The organism is Rhizobium sophorae, from assembly GCF_013087515.1.
GTDB classification, from domain to species: Bacteria; Pseudomonadota; Alphaproteobacteria; order Rhizobiales; family Rhizobiaceae; genus Rhizobium; species Rhizobium sophorae.
Map to the genome: position 1 here is coordinate 71,672 of NZ_JABFCN010000023.1, position 18,061 is coordinate 89,732.

The window sequence follows — 18,061 nt, forward strand, 5'->3', positions numbered from 1 at the left end:
GGCGTCCGGGCGAAATGCCCGGGCGCTCCTTCACCACTCTGCTCGTCAAGGCGGGAGCCGATGACCAATAGCCGACACTGGATCCCCTATCTGCTGATCCTGCCATCCGTCGCCTTCCTGGCACTGCTCTTCGTCGTGCCGCTGGTGCAGACGATCTGGCTGGCGGTTTCGGACAATGGCGCGCCATCGCTCGCAAATGCCGAGCGCATGGTCACCGATATCAATTTCACCCGCTCGGTGAAGAACACCTTCCTGCTGACGATCGCGGTCGTGCCGGTACAGATCGCCATTGCGCTTGCCATGGGCACGATGGTCGCCAAGGTCGGCCGGGGACGCGAGACGATCCTGTGGATATGGACTATCCCGCTCGGCATTTCCGACCTCGCCGCCGGTCTCGTCTGGCTGTCGATCCTGCAGAATACCGGCTATCTGAATTCGCTGCTCTTCGGCCTCGGCATCATCGGCAGGCAGGCAAGCTGGCTTTCCTACCAGACACCGGTCGCGCTCTTCATCGCGATTGCGGTGGCCGAAATCTGGCGCGGCACGGCAATCGTCATGGTGATCATCGTTGCCGGCCTTAACCAGGTGCCGAAGGAATTCAGCGAAGCCGCCGAAATCTTCGGGGCTGGCCCGTGGACGCGCTTCTGGCGCATCACCCTGCCGCTGATCCGTCCGGCCCTGCAATCGGCGCTGATCCTGCGCACCGTGCTCGCCTTCGAGGTCTTCGCGGTGGTCTATGCGCTCGGCGGTCGCAACTTCCCGGTCCTCGTCGGCGAGGCCTATAACTGGCAGAACCAGAACCAGAACTACAGCGTCGCGGCCGCCTATGCGGTGCTGATCATGATCATCTCGCTTGCCGCCACGCTCATCTATCTGAAAGCCTTGAAGGTCGATCCGGAGCGCCTGCCATGACCACGGATACCATCAACACGGCTGCGGACACCTCCAACGCCGCCGGCTTCATCTCCTCGCGGCGCTGGTTGCTGTGGAGCGGCATTGCCGCACTCTGTGCTTGGGTGCTGGTGCCGATCTATCTGGTCGCGCTCGGCGCACTCGGCGGTCGCCAGGGCGTCTATGTCTGGCCAAAGACCGGTCTTCCCACCGGCATTTCACTGGAGCCCTTCCTTCTCTTCCTGAAGACGGAAGGCGTCGTCCAGTCCTTTCTCAATTCGCTGGGTGCGGCAGGCATTACGGTGGCGCTTTCGATCCTGCTCGGCGCGCCGGCCGGTTATGCGCTCGCCCGCTATGATTTCCGCGGCAAGGACAGCTACCGGCTTCTGGTGCTGCTGACCCGCGCCTTCCCGCTGGCGATCCTGGCGCTGCCGCTGACGGTCTCCTTCATCCGGCTCGGCCTCTACGACACGATCCTCGGCGTGGGCCTCATCCATACGGTCCTGGCGCTGCCGTTTGCCGCACTGGTCACACAAGGGATTTTCCTCGGCGTGCCGAGGGAATTGGAGGAAGCCGCCTGGGTGTTCGGCTGTACCCGCATCCAGGCCTTCTTCAAGGTGGTGGCGCCCTTGGCGCTTCCCGGCATCGTCGCGACCGCGGTCTTCGCCTTCGTCATCTCGTGGAACGAGGTTTTTGCCGCCTCGGTGCTGACGGTTCGCAACCGCACGCTGACGGCCTACCTGCTGACCGTGCTTTCGGAAAGCCCGATGCACTACCGCTTTGCCGGGGGCCTGATGCTCATCCTTCCCTCGGTTGTCTTCATCTTCGCGGTCAGGCGCTACCTCTTCGCGATCTGGGGCATTTCCTCCAAATAACGGGATCAGAGATATGGCCAATATTGTCATCGACCGCATCCGCAAGAGCTTCGGAGCCTTCCAGGCGCTGAAAGAGGTTTCGCTGACGATCAACGACGGCGAATTCGTCTCGCTGCTCGGTCCGTCCGGCTGCGGCAAGACCACGCTGCTGCGCATCATCGCCGGCCTCGAGACGGCAACCTCGGGAGATATCCGCATCGGCGACAGGTCGGTGATCGGCCTCGCGCCCCGGGATCGCGGGCTTGCGATGGTCTTCCAGAACTACGCGGTCTTTCCGCATATGACGGTTTACGAAAACGTCGCCTTCGGGCTGCGGATGCAGAAGGCCGACGACGCACGCGTGAAGACGCAGGTCGAGAAGGCGGCCGGCCTCCTTCATATCGAACAATATCTCGACCGCTACCCGAACAAGCTTTCCGGCGGCCAACGCCAGCGCGTCGCCGTCGCTCGTGCCCTTGCCGTCGAACCGAAGGTGCTGCTGATGGACGAGCCGCTTTCGAACCTCGACGCGCTGCTTCGCCTTGAAATGCGCACCGAACTCAAGACCGTGCTGCAATCGGCGGGGACTACGACGATCTACGTCACCCATGACCAGACGGAAGCGATGGGCCTTTCCGACCGCATCGCCGTCATGCATGGCGGCGTGGTCGAGCAGGTCGGCCATCCGGTCGAGATCTATAATCATCCGGCGACACGTTTCGTCGGCGGCTTCATCGGCAACCCGCCGATGAACTTCATCCAACTGCCGGTTACGAACGGCCATGTGGCGGCCGGTACAGAACGGCTTGTGGCGCCGCAGGAATCCGGCAATCAAATCATCCTCGGCCTGCGCGGCGAGGCCGTCGAACTCGCGCCATTGCCGCAGGGTCTCGAAATGAGGGTGCGGGTTGCCGAGCCGATGGGCTCGCACCTGCTTTTGACCGGTTCGATCCACGACCAGCCCGTCCGCGTCATCCTGCCGGCCTCGGAGACCGTGAAGAGCGGCGAGATGATCGGTCTGAAGCTTGACCAAAAGCGCATCACCTGGCTTTCGCCCGAAAGCGGCAAGTCCTTTCCGGCCGTGCTGGCCTAAGAATACCGGAGTACCCAGAATGAACATGCATATCGACCAGGCGAAGCGCATCCTCGCCGCCAACGATCGCGGCGGCTATACGGTGCCGACCGACCGGCTCTATCCCTTTCAGTGGAACTGGGATTCCGCCTTCGTCGCCATGGGCTTCGCGCTCTACGATATCGATCGCGCCTATCGCGAGCTGGAACGGCTGGTCGAGGGTCAGTGGGCGGACGGGATGATCCCGCATATCGTCTTTCACGCGCCAAGCGAAACCTATTTCCCGGGGTCGAACGTCTGGCGCACTGAGCATACGATCCCGACCTCCGGCATAACCCAGCCGCCGGTCTTCGCGATCGCACTGCGCAAGCTGCATGAAGCCGCTGGCAACGATGCCGAGACGCGCACCCTGCCCCTCTACGAGGCGGCGCTGAAATGGCACCGCTGGTGGTATTCCGCCCGCGATCCCGATGGCACCGGGCTCGTAGCACTCCTGCATCCCTGGGAAAGCGGCAGCGACAATTCTCCCGCCTGGGACATCGCGCTCGCTCGTGTACCTATCACCACTGATACCCCCGTCGTGCGCAAGGATACCGGCCATGTCGATGCCGACATGCGTCCGCGCGACGAGGATTACCGCCGCTTCATCCATCTCGTCGATACCTATGCTGCCTGCGGCTGGGATCCGGCGAGGCAATGGGAAAAGGCATCCTTTAAGGTCGCCGAGATCCAGACGACCGCAATCCTGCTCAAGGCGGGCGAAGATCTGGAACATCTTGCCCGCCTGTTCGGCCGGACGGAGGACGCGATCGAGATCGCGGCCTTCAACAACCGCACTCGCAAGGCGATGATGGCCCAATGGCGGCCGGAGCTTTCGCGCTTCGTCTCGCGAGACCTGATCTCCGGCGAAGATGTCGAAGCCGCAACGCAAGCCGGCTTCATCCCCCTCCTTTCGCTGGACCTCGACAAGCAGGTTGCCAATGCTCTGGTCTCGGAAATGAAGGCTTGGTCCAAGGATCTCAAGGTTGCCTTCCCGACGACCAAACCCGGCATCGCCAGCTGGGAGCCGAAGCGCTATTGGCGCGGCCCCGCCTGGGCGATCATCAACTGGCTGCTGATCGACGGACTGAAGCGCAATGGCCATGCGGATGCGGCCGAAGAGCTGCGGAAATCCACCATCGCGGCCATCGAAACGGAAGGTTTCGCCGAATATTTCGACCCGGTCACCGGCGAAGGCTGCGGCGGCCTCGGCTTTTCCTGGACGGCTGCAGCCTATCTGTGGCTTGAGCGTGGCAGAGTGCTCGCCTGAGCATCGATCCTCATCAATCCGGCTGCCATGGCTGCATGGTGAGCACGTTGCCGCCCAGCTTGGCGAAGGCGCGCTGGCGGCAGGAGAAGACCAGGATCTGCTGGTCGCGCGATTGGCGGTGCAGCGCATCGAACATCCGCTCGATCCGGTCGTCGTCGGAATAAACAAGCGCATCGTCGAGGATGACCGGCGCCGGCCGGCCGTCGCGGGCAAGCAGCCTTGCGAATGCGAGGCGGGTCAGCACCGAGAGCTGCTCCCGCATACCGCCGCTCAGCCGGTCGACATCCTCGTCCAGGCCGTTGCGGCGCACGATCTGCGGTAGCAGCGTGTCGCCGTCGAAGGTAATCGAGATGTCGTCGAACAGCAGGCCGACCAGCGGGGCGAGTTCGTTCATGACCGGCTTGAGATAGAGGTCGCGCGCGGCTGCCCGCGTCGCCGTCAGCGCCTTGCGCAGGCGATCGAGGACGGCGACCTCGGTTTCGAAACGCTTCACCTGCTCCCGCGCCGCGTCAAGCAAACCGCGAGTTTCCAACCAGTTTTCTTCCACCGCACTGTCTGAGCGGGTGCGAATTTGACCGCCGAGGTCGGCAAGCTCCTCGCGTAACCTGGCAATTTCACGCGCTGCGGCGTCGGCGACCGAACGTGCCCTGGCAAGGGCGGCTTCCGCGCCGGCGAGGTCCCGCCCGGCTCTGCGCAAAGGCCCGGCCCGGAGTTCAACCGCGTCGAGTTGTTCTTTGGCGCTGGAAAGCCTGGCCGCAAGGTCCCGTTGCAATTCCGGTCGGCCGGCTTCAGGACCGATGATCGCCGCGATGGCCTCGAGGTCATGGCCAAGTTTGGCGTGCTCCGTCTGCGCCCGAAATATTGCCTCGCCGGCCTCCGTGCCCATCACCGATGCTTCCCGCGCCCGGTTTCGCGCCAGTTCGATACGCTGCGTCGCATCCGCGAGACGGGCGCGCACCTCTTCCGGGTCGGCGTCGAGTTCGACTGGATCCTGGCTGAGTTCCGCAAAGCGTGCGGCATCGAGGTGAAGCTGGTCGATGCCATTCGGCGCCACGTCTGCGAATCGCTGGCGTGCCCGCACCAGTTCCTCCTGCTTGTTCCGGGCGGCAATATCGCGCTGTCGCGCCGCCCGCAAACTGTCGACTCCGAGCCTGGCAAGCAATGTTTGGCGCGTGGCTTCCGCGCTTTCGAGCGCCCCGTCCTGTTCTGCCTGTCGGCTGGAATGGATCGTCAGGGTGCCGACGCCTGCGATGTCGAGCCTCGCCACCCCGGCAAAACTCTTGTCCTCGCCCCCCGGCAAAGGCTGGCGGTCCATGCTCACCGATCCGGAGGCCTCCTTGAGGTAGTCGATCCTGAGCCTGGGAAGACCGACCTCGGCTGCTGCACGCAAGCCAACGATCTTGAGGTCCAACGCTTCGAGCCGTTCGATCGCATCGGCGGGAATGGCGAGCAATGCATGCGCAGCCTCCCCGTCCTCGATCTGCCGCCGCGCCGCTTCGGCCTGTTCGAGATGCAGACGAACCTCCGCCAGCCGCTCTGCGGCGTGGCGCGAACGAAGCGCCGCCTCCAGCCGGGCCAGCAATTCGCGGTTTACCCGCTCTTCCTCTTCGGCCGCCTGAACCTCCGCCGTTGCGGCCTCGCTTTCAACAAGCGATGCCGCGCGTCGCTCGGCTGCATGTGCAAGCTCTTTTTCCGTCACGGCGAAACGCCGCGCGAGTTCGTCACTGCGGTTCAATGCCGCGTGGAAGCGGTCGAATGCCTGCTGTGCCTCATCGCGGCGGCTGGCGGCCAAGGCAGCTTCGGCATCGAGTGCCTTGAGCTCCCTGTCGTGCAGTTTAGCGGCCACGAGCACCGACTCGGCATTGGCAATCGCCGTCTTTCGGCCGGCTTCCTCATCAGGGTTTTCCAGTTCGCTGAGTCTCGCTTGCACTGAGCGGCGTCGGTCGAGCGCGCCGTGCAGCATCTCCACCTCCTTGGCCAGCCGCGCCTCTTCCGCCTGCAGCCGGTCACGATCGTCGAGCGCGGCGGCAAAGCGGCCTCCCGCCTTTGGCCGGAGCGTGGCGGTGACAAGGCGGTTGAGTTCCTCCTCGCAGGCTTCGAGCACCGCCGACATGCGCCGTCCGCCGGTCAGCGCCTCCACCTCGCCCTGCACCGAAGACAGCAGGCTTTCACGCACTCGCTTGTCGTTTTCTTCCTCGCTCTTGCTGCGATTTTCGATGCCGGTGACGCCCTGGCGCACCCAGAGCAGGCCTGCCGGGCCGGCAGTTCCGCCGGAAATGAGATCGCCGATGAAAGCCTCGGCCTCGTCGGCCTGGGCGACGAGCCGGCCGCTGCCGAGATCGGTGACGCTGGCGCGCCGGCCGCCATAGAACTGCTTGGTCAGGCGGTAGCGTCCGGCTTCGATCGTGATATCGGCCTCGACGATCGGATTGCCGCCGCTATAGGGGCGCAGCATCTGCACGCTCTTTGGCGTGCCGCCGTGCGGCTGGAAGAACAGGGCATGCAGCGCCTCGAAACAGGTTGATTTGCCGTGTTCGTTGGCGGCGCTCAGCACATTGACGCCGTCGGCGATTCCTTCGACGGATATGCCGCGGCCGGCGAAGCGTTTGACATTGTGAAGGCGAAGAGCGTTGAGTTTCATCGATCAATCGCCTCGCAATAGGAAAACAGGCGGATCAACGCTTCACGCGCCACGCCCCTGTCATCGCCCGAGCGGGATTGGTCGAGGCTTTCGGCAAGCAGCAACTCCGCGGTATCGCGCAGCGCACCGGCTCGGTCGATGATCTCGAGATCATCGCTTTCGCAATCGGTCCCCAGCAGTTCCGAATCGATCTCCAGATGCGCAAATTCCGGCGCGACCTGCTCCAGCAGGCTGGTCATTGCTGTGCGCCCGTTCAGCCGGGTACGACCGGACAGCGCGACGCGCAACAGGGTTTGTCGCCGCGCGAACGGGTCCGGCAGCGCAGCCTTCAGCGCTTCAACACCGTCCTCCGACGCCAGCAGGGGAAGCTGCAACGTCTGCCAGGAAAAGCTGGCGGTCGCGACTGCAGTCGTCGTCGGCATCGCCCCCTGCCCGGCAATCGAAACGACCATCGCCTGTCCCGGCCGGTCATGCTTGAAACGGTCCGGCTCGGGCGCGCCACTATAATATGTTCTGGCGTCGACCGCGATCGATCCGTGCCAATCGCCGAGCGCCATATAGTCGAGGCCGGCCAGCGCCGCGCGGTTCGGCGCAATCACGTTCGTGGCCGTGGCATCCTCCGAAAATTCCTGGATCGGGCCATGGGCGAGGCCGATGCGGATCGCGCCGTCCGGCGTCCCGGCACCGGTCATCCATTCGGTCAGGTCGCGGCCCGGTCGCCTGGTCGTGCAAGGCGCCGGCAGCAGGATGATATCAGGTCCAAGCGGAAGCGGCGCCGCTTCCGTTGCCAGGATGACATTATCGGGCAGCACGCCGCGCGCAGCACTCCAGAGCTGGTCCGCCAGCAGCGAATCGTGGTTGCCCGGCAGCAGAACCCAGCGCAGCGGCGTATTCCGGGCCATCTCGCCAAGCGCCTGGCGAAGCACGGCAGGCGTCGGCGTCTCGGTATCGAAGGTGTCGCCCGCAAGCAGGATGACACCAGCCCCATGCTCTCGTGCCGCACCGGCAAGCCTGGCGATCACGCCATGCCGCGCCTCGCGCAGGCGCCCTCTCAAATCCTCGGGAAGATTGCCAAATCGCTTGCCAATATGAAGGTCCGAACTGTGCAGGAAGGAAAACATTAACCAGCCATGTTTGCGATGCGCCGCGAGCCTTCGAGCATGGTCTACAGCGCCGCGCGTATTCAGATGCGCGGCAATGAGCCCCGTCCGTAGTCTCGTGATTCCGCTGTTCCGGGACAGACCATGCCTCCCGACAACAGGCGAGGCAAGCCTATCCTGGCCGAACAAGCCGTTATCCAATGCTTGTCTAATTTTGAGTGATGTTTGACACCATATCGACACCCGTTCACCGATGAGGATCGCCGCTGATACCGCCCCAGAACCTCCGGCGGAATGCCGCCTGATCCTAGGTAGCCGGGTTGAATACCACCATCGTTTCGTCGGCCATCTCCATCGTGCCGTGTCGTCTCACGGCCGAACGCCTGTGGACCTTGCTGGCAGGCGGCAGCCTCAGGCCTCCAATATCGCGGGGAGCCGTTCGCGAAGCTCCTTTACCAGCACGCGTTCATTTTCCGAGTAGTCGACCGGAACGTTCACCAGATGAACGCCGCCGCCTGAGAATGCCTCTTCGAGAACCTTTTTGAACTGGCCGATATCGTCGACCCTGGTTCCCTTGGCGCCGTAGGATTCGGCATATTTCACGAAATCGGGATTGCCGAAGGTCATCCCGAAATCCGGGAACTCGTCCACCGCCTGCTTCCAGCGGATCATCCCGTAAGCATTGTCCTCGATGACAAGAACGACGAGGTTGAGCTTCAGCCGAACGGCGGTTTCGAGTTCCTGGGAGTTCATCATGAAGCCGCCATCGCCTGAGATCGCCATGACCCGCCGCTCCGGGTAGAGCATCGAGGCAACCATGGCAGACGGCAGCCCCGCTCCCATCGTTGCAAGAGCATTGTCGAGCAGCAGCGTGTTCGCCATTCGCGTGCGGTAGTTGCGGGCGAACCAGATCTTGTACATGCCGTTGTCGAGCGCCAGGATGCCATCATGCGGCATCACCTCTCTTATATCGTGAACCAGGCGCTGTGGCGTGAAGCGATCCTCCGTCGCCCGCGCGGCGATGCGCTCGAGAATGCGTTCCCGGAGATGAAGAAGCGCCTGCGCGTTCGGCAGCTTGCCCTCGAGGCGATCCGCCAGCGCCTTGAGCGAAGGGCCGATGTCGCCGATGACTTCGGATTGTGGGAAATAGACCTGCTCGACGGTCGCCGGCTGATATCCGACATGAACGACCTTCGGGCCGCCTTTGCCCATGATGAACGGTGGCTTCTCGATCGTGTCATGGCCGATCGTGATGATAAGGTCGGCCTGTTCGATGGCCTCGTGGACATAATCCCGCTCCGACAGCGCGGCGGTGCCCATATAAAGTTCGGTTCCGCCGGGAACCGTTCCCTTCCCCATCTGAGTGGTAAAGAACGGAATGCGCGTACGGATCACAAACTGGGCAATGTCGGAGGTCGAGCGGGGACGCGAGGCGGCGGCCCCGAACATCAGAAGCGGACGTTTGGCTGCGGCGATGAGGGCGGCAGCGCGATCGAGGGCCGCATCGCTTGCCGTCGGCAGTTCGAGCTGATGCGGCGCAATCAGCGCCACCTCCTGGCATTCCTCGGCCGCAATATCTTCCGGAAGCTCCAGATGCACCGGCCCCGGCCTTTCCTCCTGGGCGATGCGGAACGCCTCCCTGACCGTGGTCGGGATCATCTGCGGCGACACTATCTGCCTTGCGAGCTTGGTCAGCGGCTTCATCGACGCGACGACGTCGACCACCTGGAAACGCGCCTGGCGGGACGAGAGGATACCCTTCTGACCGGTTATCATCACCATCGGCATCGCACCGAGCAAGGCATAGGCGGCACCCGTCGAAAGGTTCAGAGCACCGGGCCCGAGCGTCGTCAGGCAGACGCCGGGCTTTCCAGTCAGGCGACCATAGGTCGCGGCCATGAAGGCCGCCGCCTGTTCGTGTCGGGTGAGGACGAGTTCAATCGACGACTTGCGGATGGATTCGACGACGTCGAGATTCTCTTCGCCGGGAATGCCGAAGATGCGCTCGACACCTTCGTTCTCAAGCGCTGCCACTAGAAGATCGGAGCCTTTGGTCATGGATCGTTGCCCGTGCTGTTTGGTTCGAGGCTTCCAGAAAGGAAGGCCCCTCGAAGATATGTTCTTTTCCGGGCCTGTCCATGCGTTCGGCGGCATCGGCGGCTTTTCGGTGGTCGCACGATGAAATCGTCGATGTTCAGCCACAGTTCCAGCTTGATTTTGGACTGTGACGGGTACTTGCGACGTCATTGAGCGCAATTGGCTGATATGGACGTCCCCAAGCGCTCCCTGAGAATGAAGTTCGCAGGAGTACTGCGGGTATTCGTAGCCAGCGCTCAGTCGAAAAATACGTCTTGGTCTTCACCTGCGAACTTGAAGTCGCCTTAAGACCAAGAACAAAATTAAAGATATTTGCGCTGCCTGCTTCGCGCGTGAAGCTGAGATAGGACCCGAATCGTTCGTATTCGACATTTCGAAGGTTTTGGATCGAGGCAAGAGTATCTTCGAAATCACGCCAGCAGGCCTGCTTCACAATGATCTCGAAAATGCGCAGGACGGCCGGGGCGAGACGTCCCTGAGCGTCGGTCGTCGGCCCAATGATCTTGGCGCGGATCTCAACAATATCGCCCATTTCATCTCCACGAACCTTAAGGAAGGTTGAGCTGAGGGGACGCACCTCGTCCCGTTCGTAGATGCGCTGAAAATAACATTCATAGCTGCGATTTCGCATCGATGCGGCTTTCCATTCGCTCATCTCGATGCCGGCCCCTCGAAGAGCACCGCAAATATTCGGCCCCGAGACGCGCCACATCCGCAGAAACTGACTTGCCAATTCCAGCTTCGGGACCTCGATCAGCTGCAGCGATATCGACGTCGGCGGGAGGGAAGAAGGAGCTTCCGGATCGGGGCGGGCGGCTATGCCAGAAGATCGGGCAGCCTTATTGAGAGCTCGATTTTCAAAGACCCCGACCGGATCTTCGAGGTGGTGGACTTGACGATAAAAAACAACCATGCCTGCAAGAAGCAAAACAGATATCAAAAGCCCCGCCCAAAGCAGAGACCAGCCGTTTCTCGGCAATGGGAAATTCCGGTTCCAAAGTGGGCTGTCGCGAGGAGGATCGACTGCTGATAGCACTTTATCCACGGCGCGACCCCACAAGCAAAATAGGAGCGGCTGCGAGTTCGAACTCAATCAACCTCGATCCTATTTGCGACCCACCCGCGTCGGTCGGCGCTTGGACCGATCAGCCCCTGCTGGCGACTCCTTCTAAGGTGAGCGACGGATGTGAAAAACGGTATAGTCTGTCCGACTCACCTTCGATACTGTAAGTGTGAAGTTGCGTTTGTCGAGCGTCAAGCGGCAATCCCAGTGGACGGCGTTCGCCCTCTAAAATTGGTGCGGAAGAGCGCACGGGCGGCCGACAACTGCACTGGCCCAGCATTGTGATCCAGCCCGTCAAGGAAGTGCTCGCCCGCCCGATGATTATTTTCCGTCCGTGTTTCCCGATTGTTTTGCGGCTGCCTTGAGCACGCCTTCCTGCAGATCCGCCTCGTCTGCAAGAATGGCGGCGGCCTCGTTCAGCAAGACGTCTTTTGCATTCTTGCGGGCATTCTCGATGGCAATATCGGCACTCAGGCTGCGCTCGCCTGCCTCCAGGCCGTCATCTCCAAGATCCTCGCCATCCCCTGCTTCCGCTCGATCCTTGAACCGTTTCTCGCGAGCCGTCGCTTCTTTGCGACGTTCGGCTTCATTGAGGGAAACGACCCCTTTTTCGCGCTGCGCCTTGAGGTCGGCAATGTCTTTTATCAGGCGTTGGAAGTCCGGATCGCTCTCAACCCGCGCATCATGGCGGCTTTGTAATGTCGGCAGCAACGTCGTGACGTTGTCGACAGCCGTGTACTTTGCAGGTTTAATCTGCGCCCACGGCAGGGCATTGTCATAACTGGTCTCGCCGAAGCTCTTCGGATCGAAAAGTCCTGGCAAGCTGATATCGGGCGTCACGCCGTGCAACTGCGTCGTACCGCCGTTGACCCGGAAAAACTGGGCAATCGTTACCTTTAGCTCCCCCAACTCGGGTTTGCTGTTGCGGACGATCCGGTCGAGATCGACGACGGTCTGAACGGTGCCCTTCCCGAAACTGGGTTCGCCGACGATCACGCCGCGGCCGTAATCCTGGATTGCCGCGGCAAAAATCTCCGAAGCCGACGCCGACCCGCGATTGATCAGGACACCCACCGGGCCTGTCCAAACAGGCGCTGCAAGCTCCGAGCTCCTGACCTCGACCTTGCCATCGCTGCCGCGTTGCTGAACGACCGGACCATTGCCGATGAACAGGCCAGTCAAATCGATCGCCTCGTCCAACGAGCCGCCGCCGTTGTTGCGCAGGTCGATGAGAACGCTGTCGACCTTTTCTTGGCTCAGCTCGCCGAGAAGCTTGGCGACATCGCGGCTGGCGCTCTTGTAATCCTTGTCTCCTTTGCGCTTGGCTTCAAAATCCTCATAGAATACCGGCAGGGTAATGATCCCGATTTTACGCGTGGCGTCGCCCGCTTTTACGGACAACACAGTCTTCCTGGCGGCCTGCTTGTCGAGACTGATCTTATCGCGCACCAGGCTGATGACGCGATGCGTGGCATCAGCTCCGGCATCTGCCGGCAGGATGTCCAAACGCACGATCGAACCTTTTTTCCCGCGTATCATCTGCACGACTTCATCAAGGCGCGTGCCCACCACGTCCTTGATCGCGCCGTCCTTGCCTTGACCGACGCCGGTAATGCGGTCTCCGACCGAGAGCTTGCCGGACAGCTGTGCCGGTCCGCCCGGCACGAGCTCGCGGATCGTCGTGTAGTCGTCGCGCTCCTGCAGAACCGCACCGATACCAAACAGCGAAAGCTTCATCGAGACATTGAAGTCGGCTGAAGCGGCCGTACCGAAATAGTCCGTGTGCGGATCGATCGACGTTGCGTAGGCGTCCATGAACGATTGGAAAACGTCGTCGCTTTTGAACTTGTAAGCGCGCTCGAGTGTGTTTTCATAACGTTTGTCGAGTGTTTCTCGAATGGCCGCGTCGTTTTGGCCGCCCAGTTTCAACCGCAACCAGTCGCTCTTGACGCGCTTGCGCCAAAGCTCATTGCTCTCGGCCTCCGACTGCGGCCACGGCGCTTTATCGCGCAGCACCGGATAATTTTCCTGCGCGCTGAAATCGAAGCCCTGTTTAAGCAGGTTGCGCGCATAGTTCATGCGGTCGACAACGCGCTGCTGATACGCTTTGAAGATCGCAAACGGGATCTTCAAGTCTCTCTCCTCGATGGCATCATCGATCTCGCTGCGGTCGGACATGAATCCGTCGATGTCGGCTTGCAGGAAGAGCATGCGGTCCGGATCAAGTGACTTGATGAACCCATCCATGATCCTGGCCGACAAGGCGTCGTCGAGTGGGACGGGCTTGTAGCTATACCGCGAAAGAAATTGCGCGCTCAACTCGGCGGCTTGCGCCTGTCGCTTTAGAGGCGCCAGTGCAGGCGGTGATGCAACTTCAGCATATGCGGACTGTGCAATTGCAAGAAATGCACCAAGGAAAAAGTAGGCTATGCGCATTCAGCGTTGATCCAATTCTTCATGCCGAGTGTCGATGTGCGATCTATGTGACGCAATCATGGTTTTTTGGCAACCAAATGGCAAACGACACAGTTTGCAAAGCTGCGGACATATCCGGCACGTGGTTGGCGTCTCCGCAGCCGGCGCTCAATCCGCCTGCACGTCTTGCCAGGAATCGAATGTCGCAGCCTGACCGCGACGGCATCCGCTGCGGTCGACAAGATCCCAGACGATGGCTTTTTCGATATAGAAACGCCGCCCCGACTTGGCGATGCGAAGTCCACGGTAGTCGGCGATAAAGCCATTCGCCGCCACGGCATTCAAAAGTCTCTCACGTTCCGCGCGATTGGGCGCCTCCGCCGAAAGACGCGATGGCAAAGTGATGAACTCGTCCCGTGAATATTCGAAGCAGGCCTGGGCCGCGCGGTTTGCGTAGATGAAGCGCGGATCGGCGTCGGTGTTGTGGGCAAGGACAACTGCCGGTGACCGGTCGTAAAGCCATTCGGCGCCTTGGCTTTCCGGCGCCAGACGCCGTCCTACGCTTCGTTCGAAGCTTTCTGCCATCAGTGCGTAAAATTCGGGGTCGTATGACAGGTCGAGGCCGGCGTCGTTGTAGTTGGCAATCATGCTGCGCATCCTGGATAGCGGCGAGAAATGTCGAAAATAATGTTCTCGCTTGAAAGGCTAGCTCCAAATGCGACGCGGTCAAGCTGGGCGATCGGGACTTCAGGCGTCGTCCTGGAGGTAGCGTTCCGCGAGCCTAGCCCACATTGCCGCGCCGACCGTCAGGCTGGCATCGGCGAAGTCATATTTGGCGCTGTGCAGGATAGCGGAATTCATGCCATTGCCGAGACGCAGGAAGCTGCCCGGCTTGTGCTCGAGAAAGTGCGAGAAATCCTCGCTACCCGGAATGAGCGGGCACGTCGCAACCTTGTCTTCGCCGACCAGTTCCATCGCGACGATCCGGGCAAAATCCGTCTCATCAGGCGAATTGACGACAACAGGATTGCCGCGATCGTAGTCGATCACGAGGGAAGCATTGTGCCCTTCTGTCACCGAGCGGGCGAGCTTGGTGATGCGTTCCTGCAGGAGGTCGCGAATGCCAGGCTCGAAGGAGCGCACGCTCAATGCGAGCTTGGCATATTCCGGAATGACGTTGACTGCATCGCCGGCATGGATCGTGCCGACGGTGATGACCGCCGTCTGGGTCGGATCGAGGTTGCGCGAGATGATGGTCTGCAGCGAGACGACGAGGTTGCACGCCACGACCACGGGATCGATGGACAGGTGCGGCCGCGAGGCGTGGCCGCCTTTGCCCTTGATCGTAATCTCGACGGTATCCGACGCCGCCATCATCGGGCCGGATCGCAGCAGGATGGTGCCTTCGGGAGCGCCGGGATGGTTGTGGAGGCCAAAGATGGCGTCGAAGGGAAACCGCTCGAACAGACCGTCGGCGATCATCGCCTGGGCGCCGCTATTCTTGCTCGCCTCTTCAGCCGGCTGGAAGATTAGCGTCACCGTGCCGTTGAAGCGGCGGGTGCGGGCGAGATATTCGGCTGCGCCGAGCAGCACGGTCGTGTGGCCGTCATGACCGCAGGCATGCATCTTGCCGGGGGTGCCGCTGGCATAGGCAAGTCCGGTTTCCTCGACGATCGGCAGCGCATCCATATCGGCGCGGATGGCGATGCCCTTGCTGCCCTTGCCTGCGCTGAGCCGGGCGACAACGCCATGACCGCCGACATTGCGGGTCACGTCATACCCCCAGCCTTCCAGCTTTTCGGCGACATACCTCGCTGTTTCCGCTTCTTCGAAGGAGAGTTCCGGATGGGCGTGCAGGTACTGGCGGGTCGCCTTCAGCTCTGCCTCCATGGCTTCGAAGTCGGAAACGCGGGCATAGGCATTGTCGAGCGTGGGCATGAAAACATCCAGTCTTGATCGAAAAGGGCGATTGCTCCGGCCCGAAGGTCGAAGCAGAAGCTGACACCAGTCAGAGAAAACGGGCGAGAAAAGCCTGGGTCCGGGGATGTTGCGGATTGCCGAGGACATCCTCGGGCTTGCCCATCTCGACGACACTGCCGCCGTCCATGAACACGACCCGATCGGCCGCTTCACGGGCGAAACCGATCTCGTGGGTCACGACGATCATCGTCAGGCCCTGTTTGGCCAGATCGCGCATGGTGGAGAGAACTTCGCCGACCAGTTCCGGGTCGAGCGCCGAGGTGGGCTCATCGAACAGCATCAGCTTCGGCTTGATCGCCAGGGCACGGGCGATGGCGACGCGCTGCTGTTGCCCGCCGGAGAGCTGACGGGGATAGCTACCCGCCTTTTCCGACAGCCCCACCCGCTCCAAAAGCCGCAGGGCGTTCTCGGTCGCGGCCGTGCGGCTTTCTCCGTGTACGCCGATCGGAGCCTCGACGATGTTCTGCAGCACCGTCATATGCGGATAGAGATTGAACTGCTGGAACACCATGCCGATCTTGCGCCGCTGGCTGGCGATCCCGTTGCTGGACAGCTTTTCCAGCCGGTCTTTGCGAAGGCGATAGCCGATCTGTTCGCCATCGACTTCGATGAACCCCTTGTTGATCGCCTCGAGATGGTTGATGCAGCGCAGGAAGGTCGATTTTCCCGACCCGGACGGGCCAAGCACGACGACGACTTCACCCGGCATGACGTCGAGGTCGATCCCCTTCAGCACTTCGAGCTGGTCGAAGGATTTGTGGACGTTGCGGGCTCTGACGAGAGGCTTTGCAATTTCGGCAGCGGTCAATGGCTTGCCTCCTCGACAAGGGTCTCGGATTTGGCGGCAGCGGCGGTGTTGCGCCGTTCGCTGCGACCGTAATACGCCTCGATATAGCTCTGGCCCAGATTGAGGATGGAGGTGATGAAGAGATACCAGAGGACCGCGACCAGCAGCATCGGCACGATCTCGAAGGTGCGATTGTAGATCGACTGGACGGAATAGAGCAGATCGGCCATGGCGATGACGCTGACGAGCGACGTCGCCTTGATCATGCTGATCAGCTGGTTGCCAGTCGGCGGCACGATCGAGCGCATCGCCTGCGGAATGATGATCCGCCACAGTGCCCTTGCCTTGGTCATGCCGAAGGCTTCCGCCGTCTCGAACTGGCCGCGATCGACCGAGAGCAGGCCGCCGCGAATGATTTCGGCCATATAGGCCGCTTCGTTCAAGGCAAGGCCAACGATCGCCGCCGTCATCGGCGTGATCACCGAATTGGTCTCCCAGCTGGCGAGCGTCGGGCCGAACGGAATGGCGATCGAAAGTTCGGGGAAGAGGGTCGAGAGATTGTACCAGAAGATCAGCTGCACCAGGAGCGGCGTGCCGCGAAAGAACCAAATGAACAGCGACGCCAGCGAACGTGCGAGCCGGTCATTCGACAGCCGGGCGATCGCCAGTCCGAGGCCGAGAACGATGCCGATGGCCATCGCAACCACCGTCAGGCCCAGGCTGACGTAAAGGCCGTTGATGACAGTCGGATCGAAGAAATAGGCCGCGACGACAGGCCAGCCGAAATTCTCGTTATGGGCGACGATCCACAGGAAGTTCGCGGCGATCAGGAGCACGGCCACCCATAGGACGAGCCGGCCCGTTTGAAAGGGCTTGTGGGCATGGGCAACGTCCCGGAAGTCTGCACCGCCCAAAGGCGGCGCAGCAGTCGTGCGGTCATTGCTCATTTCGGCAGGGCTCCACCAAGATTGATGCCGGGCTGCTTGATCATGTTGTTCTCAAGACCCCACTTCTTCATGATGGCGGCATAGGCGCCGTTATCCATCAACGCCTTGATCGAGTCGAGCAGAACGGGGCCGAGCGGCGAGCCTTTCGGCACGACGGCGCCCTGATAGAGATCGTCGAAGCCGTTCTTCTGGCCGACGCCGCTCAGTTCCAGCTGGCCGTTTGCCTGAGACACGAAATAAGTCAACGGCGCCTGCGACGAGAAGAAGGCATCGGCGCGTTTGGAGCGGACCGCCAGGATCGAGCTCGGCTGGTCGGTATAGGACTGCACTTCGGGCGCCAGCTTGCTCGCCGCCTTGCATTTTTCGACCTGGGCCTGGATCACCTTTTCGGCGGAGCCGCCGGCCATGACGGCGATGCGATTGCCGCAGGCGCTGTCGAGCGAGGTGATGGCCTTCGGATTGCCCTTCTGGACGGAGAAGACCACGTATTCCTGAACCCAGTCGATGAAATCATTGGCCTCTTCACGGGTCTTGAAGTCACCGATCGGGCCGAAGGCGAACTGGTATCGGCCGGAATTGATGCCGGCGAGCAACGCGCTCAACCCGCTGACGGTTTCGTGCTCGATCTCGACGCCGAGCATCTGGCCGATCGCATCGGTCAGATCAGCGCTGGCGCCGGTCAATTTTGTACCGGTGACGATCTCATAGGGAGGAAAGGAACCGTTGTTGACGGAGATCATCTTGCCGTCCGTGCGGATCTTCTCCGGCAGGCGGGCGCGAAGAGCGTCGTTGACGGTCTGCTTTGGTACGGCTGCCTCCTGAGCGAAGACCGAAGTCGTCATCATCAGACCCAGCAGGGCGGCGGAAGCGATCAGTTTCGAATGCATGTCATTCCCCTTTTTGGT

At 61.6% G+C, this 18,061-nt stretch carries 14 protein-coding genes; 4 read left to right on the forward strand and 10 right to left on the reverse strand.

All coding sequences use genetic code 11. The features are described from left to right. Positions 1–60 precede the first annotated feature (60 nt). From G9X64_RS14090 to G9X64_RS14105, 4 genes are read left to right on the forward strand one after another with little or no spacing between them, the layout of a single operon-like run. Positions 61–912, forward strand: a complete 852-nt coding sequence (locus G9X64_RS14090; protein ID WP_168315777.1) for a carbohydrate ABC transporter permease — start codon at positions 61–63, stop codon at positions 910–912. Continuing rightward, a complete protein-coding gene (locus G9X64_RS14095) occupies positions 909–1,766 on the forward strand; it encodes a carbohydrate ABC transporter permease (RefSeq protein WP_168309012.1) in 858 nt (285 codons plus the stop codon). Before G9X64_RS14090 ends, G9X64_RS14095 begins: the two co-directional genes overlap by 4 nt. Positions 1,767–1,779: 13 nt before the next feature. Continuing rightward, complete coding sequence (locus G9X64_RS14100; protein WP_168309011.1) at positions 1,780–2,838, forward strand: ABC transporter ATP-binding protein; 1,059 nt, start codon at positions 1,780–1,782, stop codon at positions 2,836–2,838. A gap of 19 nt (positions 2,839–2,857) precedes the next feature. After that, complete coding sequence (locus G9X64_RS14105) at positions 2,858–4,126, forward strand: MGH1-like glycoside hydrolase domain-containing protein (RefSeq protein WP_168315778.1); 1,269 nt, start codon at positions 2,858–2,860, stop codon at positions 4,124–4,126. Between the two features lie 13 nt (positions 4,127–4,139). Here the strand turns inward: G9X64_RS14105 and G9X64_RS14110 are convergent, their stop codons facing one another. The 10 genes from G9X64_RS14110 to G9X64_RS14155 all read right to left on the reverse strand — a co-directional run bounded on the left by G9X64_RS14110 (position 4,140) and on the right by G9X64_RS14155 (position 18,043). Continuing rightward, complete coding sequence (locus G9X64_RS14110; protein WP_171376739.1) at positions 4,140–6,767, reverse strand: AAA family ATPase; 2,628 nt, start codon at positions 6,765–6,767, stop codon at positions 4,140–4,142. Continuing rightward, on the reverse strand, positions 6,764–7,888 hold the full coding sequence (locus tag G9X64_RS14115) for a metallophosphoesterase family protein (protein WP_168315780.1): 1,125 nt from the start codon (positions 7,886–7,888) through the stop codon (positions 6,764–6,766). Before G9X64_RS14115 ends, G9X64_RS14110 begins: the two co-directional genes overlap by 4 nt. Before the next feature lie 390 nt (positions 7,889–8,278). After that, positions 8,279–9,925 carry an acetolactate synthase large subunit gene (locus G9X64_RS14120; RefSeq protein ID WP_168309007.1) on the reverse strand — a complete coding sequence of 549 codons (1,647 nt, stop codon included), beginning with the start codon at positions 9,923–9,925 and terminating at the stop codon, positions 8,279–8,281. Positions 9,926–10,061: 136 nt separating this feature from the next. Next, complete coding sequence (locus G9X64_RS14125) at positions 10,062–10,943, reverse strand: DUF6030 family protein (RefSeq protein ID WP_171376874.1); 882 nt, start codon at positions 10,941–10,943, stop codon at positions 10,062–10,064. Between the two features lie 405 nt (positions 10,944–11,348). After that, complete coding sequence (locus tag G9X64_RS14130; protein ID WP_168309006.1) at positions 11,349–13,463, reverse strand: carboxy terminal-processing peptidase; 2,115 nt, start codon at positions 13,461–13,463, stop codon at positions 11,349–11,351. Between the two features lie 147 nt (positions 13,464–13,610). After that, complete coding sequence (locus G9X64_RS14135) at positions 13,611–14,090, reverse strand: MEKHLA domain-containing protein (protein WP_168315781.1); 480 nt, start codon at positions 14,088–14,090, stop codon at positions 13,611–13,613. A gap of 99 nt (positions 14,091–14,189) precedes the next feature. After that, positions 14,190–15,380 carry a M20 aminoacylase family protein gene (locus tag G9X64_RS14140; protein WP_168309004.1) on the reverse strand — a complete coding sequence of 397 codons (1,191 nt, stop codon included), beginning with the start codon at positions 15,378–15,380 and terminating at the stop codon, positions 14,190–14,192. Between the two features lie 70 nt (positions 15,381–15,450). Then, positions 15,451–16,230, reverse strand: a complete 780-nt coding sequence (locus G9X64_RS14145) for an amino acid ABC transporter ATP-binding protein (RefSeq protein WP_168309003.1) — start codon at positions 16,228–16,230, stop codon at positions 15,451–15,453. Further along, on the reverse strand, positions 16,227–17,156 hold the full coding sequence (locus G9X64_RS14150) for an amino acid ABC transporter permease (protein ID WP_168309002.1): 930 nt from the start codon (positions 17,154–17,156) through the stop codon (positions 16,227–16,229). Before G9X64_RS14150 ends, G9X64_RS14145 begins: the two co-directional genes overlap by 4 nt. Then, a complete protein-coding gene (locus G9X64_RS14155) occupies positions 17,153–18,043 on the reverse strand; it encodes an ABC transporter substrate-binding protein (RefSeq protein ID WP_168309001.1) in 891 nt (296 codons plus the stop codon). Before G9X64_RS14155 ends, G9X64_RS14150 begins: the two co-directional genes overlap by 4 nt. Positions 18,044–18,061: the final 18 nt, after the last annotated feature.